General features: G+C 51.2%; 14 protein-coding genes, 1 other RNA gene and 1 pseudogene. 8 read left to right on the top strand and 8 right to left on the bottom strand.

Going from position 1 to position 12,268, the window contains the following annotated elements; genetic code table 11:
* The first annotated feature begins 3 nt into the window (after positions 1 to 3).
* The gene (gene amtB, locus AC07RN_RS05080) at positions 4 to 1,290 is read left to right on the top strand and encodes an ammonium transporter AmtB (RefSeq protein ID WP_478335739.1); all 1,287 of its coding nucleotides are present in this window, start codon (positions 4 to 6) and stop codon (positions 1,288 to 1,290) included.
* A gap of 280 nt (positions 1,291 to 1,570) precedes the next feature.
* Here amtB and tesB read toward each other — a convergent pair whose 3' ends face one another.
* Positions 1,571 to 2,431 carry an acyl-CoA thioesterase II gene (gene tesB / locus AC07RN_RS05075; RefSeq protein WP_478335738.1) on the bottom strand — a complete coding sequence of 287 codons (861 nt, stop codon included), beginning with the start codon at positions 2,429 to 2,431 and terminating at the stop codon, positions 1,571 to 1,573.
* Between the two features lie 205 nt (positions 2,432 to 2,636).
* On the opposite strand from tesB, the gene AC07RN_RS05070 reads away from it, so the two are divergent.
* Positions 2,637 to 3,206 carry a YbaY family lipoprotein gene (locus AC07RN_RS05070; protein ID WP_012016326.1) on the top strand — a complete coding sequence of 190 codons (570 nt, stop codon included), beginning with the start codon at positions 2,637 to 2,639 and terminating at the stop codon, positions 3,204 to 3,206.
* Between the two features lie 38 nt (positions 3,207 to 3,244).
* On the opposite strand, the gene AC07RN_RS05065 is transcribed toward AC07RN_RS05070, so the two are convergent.
* Positions 3,245 to 3,556: an MGMT family protein gene (locus AC07RN_RS05065; RefSeq protein ID WP_478335737.1), complete on the bottom strand. Its 312-nt coding sequence runs from the start codon at positions 3,554 to 3,556 to the stop codon at positions 3,245 to 3,247.
* A gap of 3 nt (positions 3,557 to 3,559) precedes the next feature.
* The gene (locus AC07RN_RS05060) at positions 3,560 to 4,000 is read right to left on the bottom strand and encodes a GNAT family N-acetyltransferase (protein WP_478335736.1); all 441 of its coding nucleotides are present in this window, start codon (positions 3,998 to 4,000) and stop codon (positions 3,560 to 3,562) included.
* 162 nt (positions 4,001 to 4,162) lie between these two features.
* On the opposite strand from AC07RN_RS05060, the gene ffs reads away from it, so the two are divergent.
* Both ffs and AC07RN_RS05050 read left to right on the top strand, forming a co-directional pair.
* Positions 4,163 to 4,259: signal recognition particle sRNA small type (gene ffs, locus AC07RN_RS05055), an RNA gene on the top strand.
* A 225-nt stretch (positions 4,260 to 4,484) separates the two neighbouring features.
* Positions 4,485 to 5,387 carry a site-specific integrase gene (locus tag AC07RN_RS05050; protein WP_478335735.1) on the top strand — a complete coding sequence of 301 codons (903 nt, stop codon included), beginning with the start codon at positions 4,485 to 4,487 and terminating at the stop codon, positions 5,385 to 5,387.
* Positions 5,388 to 5,881: 494 nt separating this feature from the next.
* Here the strand turns inward: AC07RN_RS05050 and AC07RN_RS05045 are convergent, their stop codons facing one another.
* Genes AC07RN_RS05045 through AC07RN_RS05035 form a run of 3 tightly spaced genes read right to left on the bottom strand, consistent with a single transcriptional unit; the run spans position 5,882 to position 8,141 of the window.
* Entirely contained in the window at positions 5,882 to 6,280 is a 399-nt protein-coding gene (locus tag AC07RN_RS05045) for a hypothetical protein (protein ID WP_478335734.1), read from the bottom strand.
* Positions 6,277 to 7,668 (bottom strand): PAAR domain-containing protein, encoded by a 1,392-nt coding sequence (locus AC07RN_RS05040; protein ID WP_478335733.1) that lies wholly within the window; start codon positions 7,666 to 7,668, stop codon positions 6,277 to 6,279. Before AC07RN_RS05040 ends, AC07RN_RS05045 begins: the two co-directional genes overlap by 4 nt.
* Positions 7,668 to 8,141, bottom strand: a complete 474-nt coding sequence (locus AC07RN_RS05035) for a PAAR domain-containing protein (protein ID WP_478335732.1) — start codon at positions 8,139 to 8,141, stop codon at positions 7,668 to 7,670. Before AC07RN_RS05035 ends, AC07RN_RS05040 begins: the two co-directional genes overlap by 1 nt.
* A 163-nt stretch (positions 8,142 to 8,304) precedes the next feature.
* Here AC07RN_RS05035 and AC07RN_RS05030 point away from each other — a divergent pair, with 163 nt between their 5' ends.
* Positions 8,305 to 8,709, top strand: coding sequence for a hypothetical protein (locus AC07RN_RS05030; RefSeq protein ID WP_478335731.1), 405 nt, complete (start codon positions 8,305 to 8,307; stop codon positions 8,707 to 8,709).
* 202 nt (positions 8,710 to 8,911) lie between these two features.
* Here AC07RN_RS05030 and AC07RN_RS05025 read toward each other — a convergent pair.
* Positions 8,912 to 9,124 (bottom strand): annotated as a pseudogene (locus AC07RN_RS05025) (recombinase family protein); the annotation flags it as partial.
* A 425-nt stretch (positions 9,125 to 9,549) separates the two neighbouring features.
* Here AC07RN_RS05025 and AC07RN_RS05020 point away from each other — a divergent pair.
* The gene (locus tag AC07RN_RS05020; RefSeq protein ID WP_012016329.1) at positions 9,550 to 9,801 is read left to right on the top strand and encodes a hypothetical protein; all 252 of its coding nucleotides are present in this window, start codon (positions 9,550 to 9,552) and stop codon (positions 9,799 to 9,801) included.
* Complete coding sequence (locus AC07RN_RS05015; RefSeq protein ID WP_041689306.1) at positions 9,798 to 10,013, top strand: hypothetical protein; 216 nt, start codon at positions 9,798 to 9,800, stop codon at positions 10,011 to 10,013. The genes AC07RN_RS05020 and AC07RN_RS05015 overlap by 4 nt, the downstream gene beginning before the upstream one ends.
* 66 nt (positions 10,014 to 10,079) lie before the next feature.
* Here AC07RN_RS05015 and yczR read toward each other — a convergent pair whose 3' ends face one another.
* Positions 10,080 to 11,501, bottom strand: a complete 1,422-nt coding sequence (yczR, locus tag AC07RN_RS05010) for a MocR-like transcription factor YczR (RefSeq protein WP_478335730.1) — start codon at positions 11,499 to 11,501, stop codon at positions 10,080 to 10,082.
* A gap of 84 nt (positions 11,502 to 11,585) precedes the next feature.
* On the opposite strand from yczR, the gene yczE reads away from it, so the two are divergent.
* Positions 11,586 to 12,197 carry a membrane protein YczE gene (gene yczE / locus AC07RN_RS05005; RefSeq protein WP_012016331.1) on the top strand — a complete coding sequence of 204 codons (612 nt, stop codon included), beginning with the start codon at positions 11,586 to 11,588 and terminating at the stop codon, positions 12,195 to 12,197.
* The last annotated feature ends 71 nt before the right edge of the window (positions 12,198 to 12,268 follow it).

The following is a 12,268-nucleotide window of genomic DNA, read 5'->3' as shown; positions in this document are numbered from 1 at the left end:
AAAATGAAGAAAACAACAATCAAACTGGCTCTGGGGTCTCTGGCACTGCTGCCGGGCCTGGCGATGGCAGCCCCTGCGGTGGCTGATAAAGCCGATAACGCTTTTATGATGATCTGCACCGCGCTGGTGCTGTTCATGACTATTCCGGGCATCGCGCTGTTCTACGGCGGCTTGATCCGCGGTAAAAACGTCCTGTCGATGCTGACCCAGGTTGCCGTGACGTTCGCGCTGGTCTGTGTGCTGTGGGTGGTTTACGGTTATTCACTCGCGTTCGGTGAAGGCAACGCCTTCTTCGGCAACTTTAACTGGGTGATGCTGAAAAATATTGAACTGACCGCCTTGATGGGCAGTTTCTATCAGTACATCCACGTCGCGTTCCAGGGGTCTTTCGCCGCGATTACGGTTGGCCTGATTGTCGGCGCACTAGCGGAACGTATTCGCTTCTCAGCGGTGCTAATTTTTGTGGTGGTGTGGCTGACGCTCTCTTACGTGCCAATTGCGCATATGGTCTGGGGCGGCGGTCTGCTGGCTTCCCATGGCGCGCTGGACTTTGCAGGCGGTACGGTTGTTCACATTAACGCCGCGGTAGCAGGCTTGGTGGGTGCATACCTTGTTGGCAAGCGTGTGGGCTTTGGCAAAGAAGCGTTCAAACCGCACAACCTGCCGATGGTCTTCACGGGCACTGCGATTCTGTACTTTGGCTGGTTTGGCTTCAACGCTGGCTCTGCGAGCGCCGCGAACGAAATCGCCGCTCTGGCCTTTGTGAACACCGTTGTCGCAACCGCGGGCGCAATCCTTTCATGGGTGTTGGGCGAGTGGGTGGTACGTGGTAAACCGTCTCTGCTGGGCGCGTGTTCCGGTGCGATTGCTGGTCTGGTCGGTATCACGCCAGCCTGTGGTTATGTGGGTGTAGGTGGAGCGCTGATCGTCGGTCTGGTTGCCGGTCTGGCTGGTCTGTGGGGCGTGACTGCACTGAAACGTGTTCTGCGTGTCGATGACCCTTGCGACGTGTTCGGTGTGCACGGCGTGTGCGGCATTGTTGGCTGCATCATGACCGGTATCTTTGCCTCGACGTCGCTGGGCGGTGTGGGTTATGCAGAAGGTGTCACCATGGGCCATCAGGTTCTGGTTCAGCTGGAAAGCATCGGCGTGACAATCGTTTGGTCTGGTGTCGTCGCCTTCATCGCATACAAACTTGCTGATATGACCGTGGGTCTGCGTGTACCGGAAGAGCAGGAACGCGAAGGTCTGGACGTCAACAGCCACGGCGAGAATGCGTATAACGCCTAATAAAAGCAAAACGGCAACTTCAGTTGCCGTTTTTTGTGTCTTCACCCTCTCCCGTGGGAGAGGGCTGGGGTGAGGGCATCAGACCGCACAAGGTCAAAGCAAAACGGCAACTTCAGTTGCCGTTTTTTGTGTCGTCACCCTCTCCCGTGGGAGAGGGCTGGGGTGAGGGCATCCGACCGCACAAGGTCAAAACAAAAAGGCAACGTCAGTTGCCTTTTTTAATGTTTGTTCCCTCTCCCACGGGAGAGGGCCAGGGTGAGGGCATCAGCCAGCTCCAGACTTAACCTCGATTTCGCATCACCCCTTCCTGCACCGTCGAGGCCACCAGAATGCCATCCTGAGTATAAAACTCGCCGCGCACAAAGCCGCGCGCGCTGGATGCCGACGTACTTTCCACGCTATACAGCAGCCATTCATTCATATCAAACGGGCGATGGAACCACATGGAGTGGTCGATAGTCGCCACCTGCATTCCCTTCTCCAGGAAGCCCACGCCGTGCGGCTGCAATGCCACCGGCAAGAAATTGAAATCAGAGGCATAGCCCAGCAAATATTGATGAACGCGAAGATCTTCCGGCATCGCGCCATTAGCGCGCATCCACACCTGACGCTTCGGCTCGGCGATATGGCCTTTCATCGGGTTGTGGAACTCGACCGGGCGGATTTCCAGTGGCTTATCACACAGGAATTTTTCTTTGACCTGCGGCGGCAACAAATGCGCCAGCGCACGCGCGATATCCGTTTCTGATTTCAGCTCATCAGGAGCAGGGGCGGACGGCATCGTTTTTTGATGCTCATATCCCGGCTCCGAGGCCTGGAATGAGGCCGTCATGTAAAAAATCGGTTTACCATTTTGAATGGCGGCCACGCGGCGGGCACTAAAACTGTTGCCGTCGCGAAGGACTTCTACATCATAAATAATCGGTTTTGCGCTGTCGCCGGGACGCAAAAAATAGCTGTGAAAAGAGTGCACCAGACGATCTTCGGGCACGGTCTCTTTGGCTGCGTAAAGCGCCTGACCCACGACCTGACCGCCGAAGACCTGGCGCAAGCCGAGATCTTCGCTCTGTCCGCGGAAGAGTCCTTCTTCAATTTTTTCCAGATTCAGTAATGTCAGCAGATTGTTCAGTGCTTGACTCATAGTCGTCCTCAATAAAGCGCCATCGCGAAAGGTACGCTGATTATAACGCAGAATGGCAAGTGGTCCGATGGGTGCAATAATCTGAATAACGAGGCGAAACCAGGCATAAATAAGTGATATGTGCCACACTTAGTCACGTTATGTTTTTGTTAACGACTTCGGGCGGGATCGATCCCGCTTGGGCATTGAAGATAAGGAGAACTCAATGAAACTCGTGCACATGTTAAGTGGTTTAGCGGTAGCGGTTGCTCTGTCTGCGTGTGCGGACAAAAGTGCAGACATTCAGACGCCAGCGCCAAACCCTAATGCGGCAGGGGCGACAACGCAGCCGACCATGCAGCAACCGAATGTTTCCGGTACGGTTTGGATCCGTCAGAAAGTGGCACTGCCGCCGGATGCCGTGTTGACCGTGACCCTGTCGGATGCTTCGCTGGCTGACGCACCGTCAAAAGTGCTGTCGCAGAAAGCGGTACGAACCGAAGGTAAACAGTCCCCGTTCAGCTTCGTGCTGCCCTTTAACCCGGCAGACATTCAGCCAAACGCGCGCATCTTGTTGAGCGCAGCGGTGACGGTTAATGACAAATTGGTGTTTATCACCGATACGGTTCAGCCGGTGATTAATCAGGGCGGGACAAAAGCCGATCTGACGCTGGTACCGGTTCAGCAGACAGCCGTTCCGATGCAGCAGGGCGGTGGTTCGGTAACAACCGTTCCGTCAACCTCACCAACGCAAGTTAATCCGTCTTCAGCGGTTCCTGCCCCGACGCAGTACTAATCTCGTCTCTCGCCCTCTCTCCTTGCGGGGAGAGGGTTTTAATACACCCACCGATATTTCTTCATATCGATTTGGCCTTTCCCCGAGACCTGCACGCCTTCTGACAGCAACGCCTGGCGCTGACGCTGTAGATCAGGCCCCATCAGGGAAATCTCTCCGTGACGATTCACGACCCGATACCAGGGTAACGTGCTGCCTTCCGGCAAGCGCTTGAGTACGCCGCCCACCTGACGCGCCGCGCGTGGCGAACCCGCCAGCCGGGCAACGTCGCCATAGGTCGTGACAAATCCTTGCGGAATCGAGGCCACAATCTGCCATACCCGTTGCGGGAAGGTATCGTTATTATCCATGCGTTAGCCCTGTCGGCGTTTCTCTAAACGGATATCGCCGTCGCCAGCATCCTGTTCATTGCCCCATCCTAGATGGCGATAGAAGCCCGCGGCTCGCGTATGCTTTCCCGTTTCCAGCCAAATCGTAGCGCTGTGTGTGAAAAGCGCCTGCTCAGCAATGTGCACCAGCTTTTTACCCAGCCCTAAACCTTCAAATTGTGGAAGAACAAACGCGGCGAAAAGACAGTTATCCTCGGGGATAATCATGGAAAAACCCACGATGCGCTCGTCATCAACTGCGACCCATGTGCAGTCAGAAGCCAGAATCATAGATGTTATCGCTTCAGGCGTAATGCCCAGCGTCTGCATCTCTTCCTGGTTCATGGCGTTTTCCGTGACCGATGTGCGGACGTCGAATAAACCGGGAACATCGCCTGGAACTGCGAGTCTTATTTTTACTGCCATGCTTCATCCTTGCGCTCATTTCATGCCGGGATGACGATAATAGCGGATAAATGATGGGGTTTGCGCAATAAACCAACATCCGAGCGCGGTTAACTTGCAATTGCGATCCTGTGCAGGGATAATGCGCCAGCGCGTTGGGAACAACGCTCTCAATGGGGGCTCTGTTGGTTCTCCCGCAACACTACTCTGTTTACCAGGTCAGATCCGGAAGGAAGCAGCCAAAGCGGATGACGTGTGTGCCGGGATGTAGCTGGCAGGGCCCCCACCCATTTCTACTAACGCTATGATTTTTATAGCTAAAAATCTCATTTCTTTGCATTGATCCGTTGGTGGTACAACTTTTGTGTATCACTTAGAAGACTAATCAATGTCACATCTGATGCTATCCCTTCACGGAATCTGGTACTACCGCAGAGTATATCTAACACCTCGGAGACGGCGTGAGATTCGCATTTCTCTGCGTACACGTTCAAAGCGTGAAGCTATGAAACGTGCAGAGCAATACATCACCTCACAGCCTTTCGCCTGTGTTCCACAGGCCATCCCGGCACACTCATCTTCTGCTGCTTCTGACCTGGTGAAAAAGAAGAGGCAATTATTTCCGGATCTCAGGAGAGAACTTGAGAAGTACATCAATGCTAAAAAGGGAGCGGTAGGTGAACGCGAGATTTTGACGATCAATAGATGCGTGAAGTCGTATCTTGCTGCCACGAAAGAACCTTTTAGTAAGCGTAGTGCTGCTGAGTTTGTCGATAGACTTGAAGGTTCTGCATCCACCAGAAACCGTTACATCAAGAAGAATGCAGCATTTTTCAAATGGCTTGCCGCGCGCACGGATGAAGATATCCGAAACCCATTTGAAGGTATGAGCGTGAAAGAAACCACGGCACCGATGGATCGCCGCCCTGCGTTCACTCTCAACGATCTAAAACGTCTGCACATCGCTTTGAGTGGTGCGAAGGATTGGAAGCGCTGGATTATTTTAATCGCTCGTTACTCAGGCATGAGGCAAAACGAGATTTGCCAGCTTTACCACAATGACGTGATGACAGTTGACGGAGTTTGGTGCTTCCGTGTTGATAACTTGAATGCGAATCAGACGCTTAAAACGGACAGTTCGCGCCGATTCGTTCCGATCAATTCGCAACTGCTGACACTTGGTCTACTTGATTTCATCAAAGAAAGAAAAGGACATCTGTTCCCTGAGCTAACACTGCATCTTGGGAGCTATGGTCACTATTTCAGCCGTTGGTTTACGAGGTTCAGGGGCAAGTATGGTTTGCCTGAGTACCATTCGCTGCCACACGATGCCGCCACAACATTTAAGCAGAATAGCTTCCCCGAACAATTCGCCTCCCAGGTGCTCGAACGCCACGATCACTTATAATCGATACGGGAAGGGCGTTGATGTCTCGCGGTTGGTGGAAGTGATAGAGACTCTTTGAGCCATGTATAAAGGGAGCCAGCAGTTATGCTGGCTTGATCAGGGGATCTTATCGAAAGTACAACACCGATCCAGCGATAGCTATTGATAGCAATCCCAGGAAAGAGAATGCGTATTCGACTATGAACCAGTTTTTGAGGTTAGGTGGCAAGCCTCTGATGAATGCAACATCATCATTTGTACTGTCAACTGAGCTTCTACCAAAGATCAGATGATTCACGATAAAGTTGATCTTCGCTGCATAACCTGAGCTAAACCCTATGAAATCAGCATAATCGAAGATTATTGCTCCGACAGGGAGAGAACCAAACTTTTCTTTATATAGCGTGCAGATCGCGGAGAAACGCTTTTTGTTGATAAATGAGAGCACCGCAACAGCTATACCGCAGATGAGGCTTAATCCTCCAAATCCGCAGATGCTCAGTCTGCTGAATTAATCATTTATCGACCCAAAGACAGATGCTACCAATAATAAGGCCAATAAAAATAACCAATGAACACAAGAATTCGGCTATAAACCAGTACTTGATGTTTGCAGGCAGCCCTCGTATAAAATCTACATCATCATTTTTGCTCTGGATAGACTTTTTGCCAAAGATCAATGGATGGATAATGAAGTCCATTTTTGTGGAGTATCCAGCGGTGAAACCGAGTAAATCAGCATCTCTTAACACCGTGGCAGCAAGTGGCACGGAGCCAAATTCCCCTTCATACAAACGGCACACCTCAAGGAAGCGCTTTTTGTTCAAGATTGATAGTACAACCATAGTAACAGTAGAGATCAGTATGACTCCCCCAGTACCAATAACGAGGACATCAAAAGCGGAGACCGTCACTTTGTTACCTCATAAATTTTTTCACCTATCATTTCGCCAAACTTACCACCTAACTCCCCTGCAGCATAGCCAACCGAACCAGTGAAGATCACGCCGCAGGCCAACATTCCAGCACCGGCAGCTTCAATCGTTAGTGTACCCAAGACAACCGAGCAAACTGTAGTAGACACAGAACCAGATACAAGCGCACCTGCGCCCATTCCGGTACCTAAGCCGACGCTAAAACTTTCAACCTCGGTATACGCCGTTTTCTCGCAGTCAGACCCGACTGTGCAGGCTTCATAAATCTTATCCAGCCTGTTAGCCCCATCGAGAGCAATACCGACATAGCCAACTGCTTTCATCATTTTCACATACTTAGCAGCTTTCTCGATGAAGGTGGCGTAGCCCTCAATGTCTGCAACTCCGGTCTGATTCCAGCGATGTGTAATCGAATTGGTTGAAAGCCCCAACGCCCGTTTAATGTCTGGGTAGTCCTGCAATGCGAGTTTGTGGCGCGTGAAATCCGTCAGAATGCCATCGAGTTCACCGAACAGTTGCCGTCTCTGAACATAAAATTGTTCGCTGATCAATGACCCACTGGTTATGTACTGATTTTTGTATGCTTGCTGAATCTTGCTCAGAACACTCTCGATCTTCTCAAAGTATTTTCCCGCAGCTTCTGAGGCGATCCCTGTTGTCGTACTGGCGTGAGAGGTAAAAAGATCAATGGTGTCTTTGTTCTTATGAAGAAAGTTAGCTTCCTGGATTGTCAGCGGTTCTAACGCCGCATCAACTCGTGCTTTCGCGGCTTTCATGTGGGCGATTTGTTCGTCGTCCTGCTTCTCAGGATCAACCAGAAGCATGATCGAACCAGCTTTGTATCTTTGATCCGGGCCGTTCAGCGTAGCGAATAGTTCCTTTGCCCCCGCTGGTGGGTTTTCGGTGAATAGCAGACGTTGCCAGGCTTCTGTGGTGCCGCCGTAGGGGAGAACGGCAAAACCTGCGTCGATGCCTGTTTTCTTTTTCGCTGCCTGGGCGTGCTGATCTGGTTCTGACTCAATCGGGCCAGGCAGAACTGGAAACTCTACCTTGTGATAATTGTCTGCGGTTGTTGTTGACTGGCTTTCAAGTTCATAATCATCAACGAAATTTGAAGGAACGAATTTCGATTTGCATGGGCAGGAGCTATAGCTGTGCAGTGTTCCAGCTATTCTTTTTCCATGTATGTCATCGTTATTAAGACCGCCACAAATACGGTAATATCCTGGATGTTTGCCACAGGTCACTTTATGACCTTCACAGGCCATGTCTTTGTCGAAAAACTGGTGATCGGTACATCCTTCAAGAATCCTGCCACCGCAAACAGTTTTATCACCCCTGAACAGATAGTTTCCTTTAGCTCCCATTAGTGCTTACTCCCTGGCATGGTTAAAAATCCATTCGGGAGTTCGTCAGCTTCGCGAAATACCAGTCGATTGCTGGATTGCGGCGTTGAGATTATTTCATCGCCATTATCAAGCATACTTCCAACCAGTGCGGCGGATGCTCCTTGCATGACTCGTGCTGCACCAGCACCGGAAATAATAGTGGCTTCACTTCCGTCAGCGTATACAACCTTATCTCCTACCCTTGCAACCTGAAATCCCCCGGCAGTGCACTTACCCGATGCTTTTTGAAGAACGCCACCATTACGGGTAAGGCTCCCGACCGTTGCAATCCTGAAGATTAGTTTGACAGGGTAGGTGGCTAATCGTGTGATCAGGTTTAAAACTTCTTGCTCCGTGCTTTCGTCAAATGTGGCGATCTCTTCTGGTGTGAATGGTGGTTGAGCGCATGATTTTATAATTTCGGTGGTTAGCTCATTGGTGTATTGCTGCATAAGTCCATTTACTTATTGTGGGAATAATCATGGCGGTCATTTTACAAGCAATAATCACATGCGCAACAAATAGCAGGATTAAGAGAAATTTCTATTCGTAACAGAACGTTATCCGGAAAAGTAGCGACGGTTGATCTTTGATAAATCTTAGGCAGGGGATGCTATGGCAGGTGTATTGGCAAGCATGGCGGCTGCGGTAGGAATTCTCGATAAAGCGGTGATCATCACCCAAAAGCTGGCGAATAACAGCGATGAACTGGACAAGGCAACGCTCAAACTTGTGTTAGCTAATCTGATGGTTGAACTTGCTAACGCCAAGATAGAAGCCGTGACAATGCAAACACTTTTGTTCGATGCCGAGCAAAAGATCAAAGATCTTGAGGGGAGTTTAAAAGATAAATCAACTTTCACCTTCAAACATGGGCTGTACTGGAAGGATGGTGATGAAACTGCATTTTGTCCGAAATGCTATGAGGTCAATCAGATAAAAACTCACATGGTTTTATTTCCTGCGGGCCAGACATTCAGCGCCTATTGGTCCTGCCAAAACTGTCGCTTTTCAACTTGATTGTATTCGCTCAGAGCTGATCTCGCAGTCAATGAATTTGCCTAATCCGATAGAGTAAGATGTGTCGGTGGTGTTGTCAGTTACGCCATTGCGTGAGTCGCTTAACGTCGTTCGAAGAAGGCACCCATTTCCACGCCGGGCCATCTCCAAATATCAGGGGCGCTGGTGGCCTCGTCGAACACTTAGGAAACTTGTTCAGCCTTGATACGCTGAAATCCTTCGCAATGGTACGGATTGACGCGCCAGCGGCGAGTGCTGATACAATTCCAAAACGGTCAACCGATACACCATTACCGCGAGCGCCTTTGCGCCCTGCGGCTTTGGCTGCGGCATATCCTTCTGCCTGACGCTCTAACATCATTTCACGTTCTATCTGTGACATAGCGGCGAAGATGTTTAGCATAAGGTTACTGGCGGCGTTGGCTTCTGCTCCTGCCGTGATTCATTCCTTCTCCTTTCTGGTGGTACAAATGGTGTGTTTCACTTGCTTCTATTGCATTGAAAAATAAGGCTTATTGTTAGCTGGCAGGGCCCCCACCCATTTCTACCTGTCTCGACTTTCTCGCTCGCGTAACACCTTCGATCTTCACTGGCCTTCCACACTTCACTACCGTCCACAGAACCCACAATTGATATTCTCGTTATTAGCCCTACATTTAAATGGGTTATGTAATATATCATTCATTCATCTGAAATATTATTGTCATAAACCTGTAATAATAGACTGGCAAATTATTGTTGGGTGTTTTTATTCTGTCATAAGCAAAAAATATATATGTGGATTGCGCTGATAACTTCGTGTATTAAATAAATAACTTATTCCGAAGGGAAGTTACAAACATGGTCACTGCGGTACTTAACGTAAAAATAGATGAAGCGCTGAAAGAAAGACTTCGCCATTACGCAGAAGTGAATAACGAGAATTTAAGTGTCACCACAGAAAAACTGCTGCTGCTGGCCTTTGAAGCAGTAGAAGAGGCGGGAGTATCGGAAGAGGATATCGATAATCAGCATACGGAAGAAGAGAGTGTAGCGCCATTTACTCCTAAAGAAATCAAAGCACTACGAAAAATTCTGAAGAAGAGAAAATGAAACAACAACTGTCTAATGCCAGTGACTACAAAGAGGCCTGCGATCTGCTCCGCTCAGGCTATGTAAAGCATGTACGTCTTGGCTGGAATGTAGGAAGTGATGAGTTCTTTCGTATTGCATCTGACTGGTGTGACACAGGCGCAAAAATAAAGAAAGAAGGAGAAAGTTTTGTTATTTCTCTGAAGGGTTTCCCAATTCCTCCTCAGCACTGAGAACAAACCTGTGAAAACTGCTGACTGCATGCATTGCAGCCAGCAGTTTTTATTATTTCTAAAGCGCTATATAACAGCGCGTTTTAAAAAAACGTCTGTTTTATTCAAATTTGCCCATAGTGGTTTAATTTGCAAAAGTGCTTTCTCAAGCTCCTCGGGATCCAATGAAAAAGGCATCCGCAGGTAGCGATCAAACGCCCCCGAGACACCAAACCGCGTGCCGGTACCCAGATGAATTCCCAGCGCTTCTGCTCGCGCCGCTAGCTGAGTCGCCACCATCCCTGGAAGTTCTACCCAGTAAGAAAGCCCCCCTTCTGGCTCACAGAAACGCCACTCAGGAAAATGCTCGCGCATCAACGCGCCACATCGGTTCCGGCGTTCAAGCAGCATCTCTCGTCTTGCTGACAGGAACGACGCTGAATTCTCAATCAGCCAGAGCGTAGCAAGCTGTTCCAGCAACGGTGATCCAAGATCGAGCGTATCGCGCGTTTGCGCAAGCGTCGCGATGGTGCGCGAAGACGCGCGGATCCAGCCAAGGCGTAATCCCCCCCAGAAGCTTTTTCCTGCAGAACCCAATGTGATAACGCTGGCCTGCGAGTTAAATGCCGCCAGCGGTGCCGGTGGTGGCGCATCAAACCACAGGTCAACCATGGTCTCATCGACAACCAGTGTCGTGCGGGTCTGGGCGGCGATATCCGTTATCGTCTGACGGGTGGCGGCGTCCATACAACGTCCCGTCGGATTATGGAAATCCGGCATCAGGTACGCCAGACGGGGCGCGGTTTGCGCCAGCGTGGCGGCAAAACCAGCGGTGTCCCATCCCGATTCCGGCAGCGAAACACCGACGGGACGACACGATGCCCCTTGAATCGCAGCGATCGCCAGCGGATAGGTCGGATGATCCACCACCACCCGATCGCCAGGGCCGGTAAGCATTCGCAATACTAATGCCAGCCCGCTGACCGCGCCATTAACCACCATCACTTCATCCGCGCGCGTCGGCAATCCACGCGCGCTGTAGCGTGCAGCAATCGCCTCGCGCAGCGCCAGCAAACCCATCTGATCGTAACCCGTCAGCGACAGATGCTGCGTCATGGCGGTGAGCGCGTGGGTATAAGCCTGATGAATTTCTGGTCCGGCGCTGAGCGCGGCAGTGGAGAGATCCAGTGCCGACGTGATGGCTGCGCGAGTCGGGACGGCGTGACTTTCCGGCAGAATCACGCGCGACCCGCTGCCATGACGGCTTTCCAGATAACCTTCGTCGCGCAGGTGCGCCAGTGCGCTACTGACGGTGGTACGGCTGACATTCAGCGCGCTCGCCAGTTCCCGCTCGCCGGGCAGGCGTGTATCCAGCGCCAGCCTGCCGTCCAGAATGAGCAGGCGCAGCGCATCGGCTAACTGACGCCACAGCGGCGTGCGCGAAGTAATTTGCTGCCAGTGACCCAACAGGCGCACCAGCGACTGGCTACCAAAGCGACGTGATGACATATGCAGTCCACTATTTGAAAACTGGACATTAATCATAGGGCCATTTCCGGCGAAGATGAAAGCATAAACTTCAGGAGAAAAAGAATGCTGCGTCGCTTACTGCAACTTTACGTCGGGCTGGGATTTTACGGGCTTTCCACCGCGATGTTCGTCCGCGCCGATCTGGGTGCTGATCCGTGGAACGTGTTTCACCTTGGCGTAGCCAAACTGCTGGCGATGGACATCGGTACGGTGATGATTTTAACCGGCGCGCTGGTGTTGCTGTTTTGGATTCCGCTGCGTCAGCGTCCAGGCCTTGGGACCATCAGCAATGTGATTGTGATTGGCCTGGCGGCTGATGCCGCGCTGGCGTTGCTCCCTGAAATGAGTTCGCTGGTGGCGCGCAGCGTGCTGTTGCTGTCAGCGGTAGTGGTGAATGCGCTCGCCACCGGAATGTACATCGGCGCGGGTTTTGGCTCTGGCCCGCGAGACGGCCTGATGACCGGCATCAACGCCCGTACAGGCTGGTCAGTGCGCAGTGTGCGTACGGCGATTGAAGTCTCGGTATTGCTGATTGGCTGTGTGCTGGGTGGCACGTTCGGCGTCGGCACCGTGCTGTATGCGCTCGCCATCGGCCCACTGATTCAAATTTGTCTGCCGTGGTTTCGTCAGAAACCAAAAATGAGTGTGGCCCCGCAACCGGAAAGCGCTGTTTAATTTTGCGAAGCGCTCACATGCTTTAACGGACGGGCTATGCCAGAATATCGGCATCTCCCGTTGCAATGTAG

Source organism: Lelliottia sp. GFLA7 (assembly GCF_056490165.1).
The sequence above is the reverse complement of the archived record's forward strand: the minus strand, read 5'-3'. Positions and strand labels throughout refer to the sequence as shown.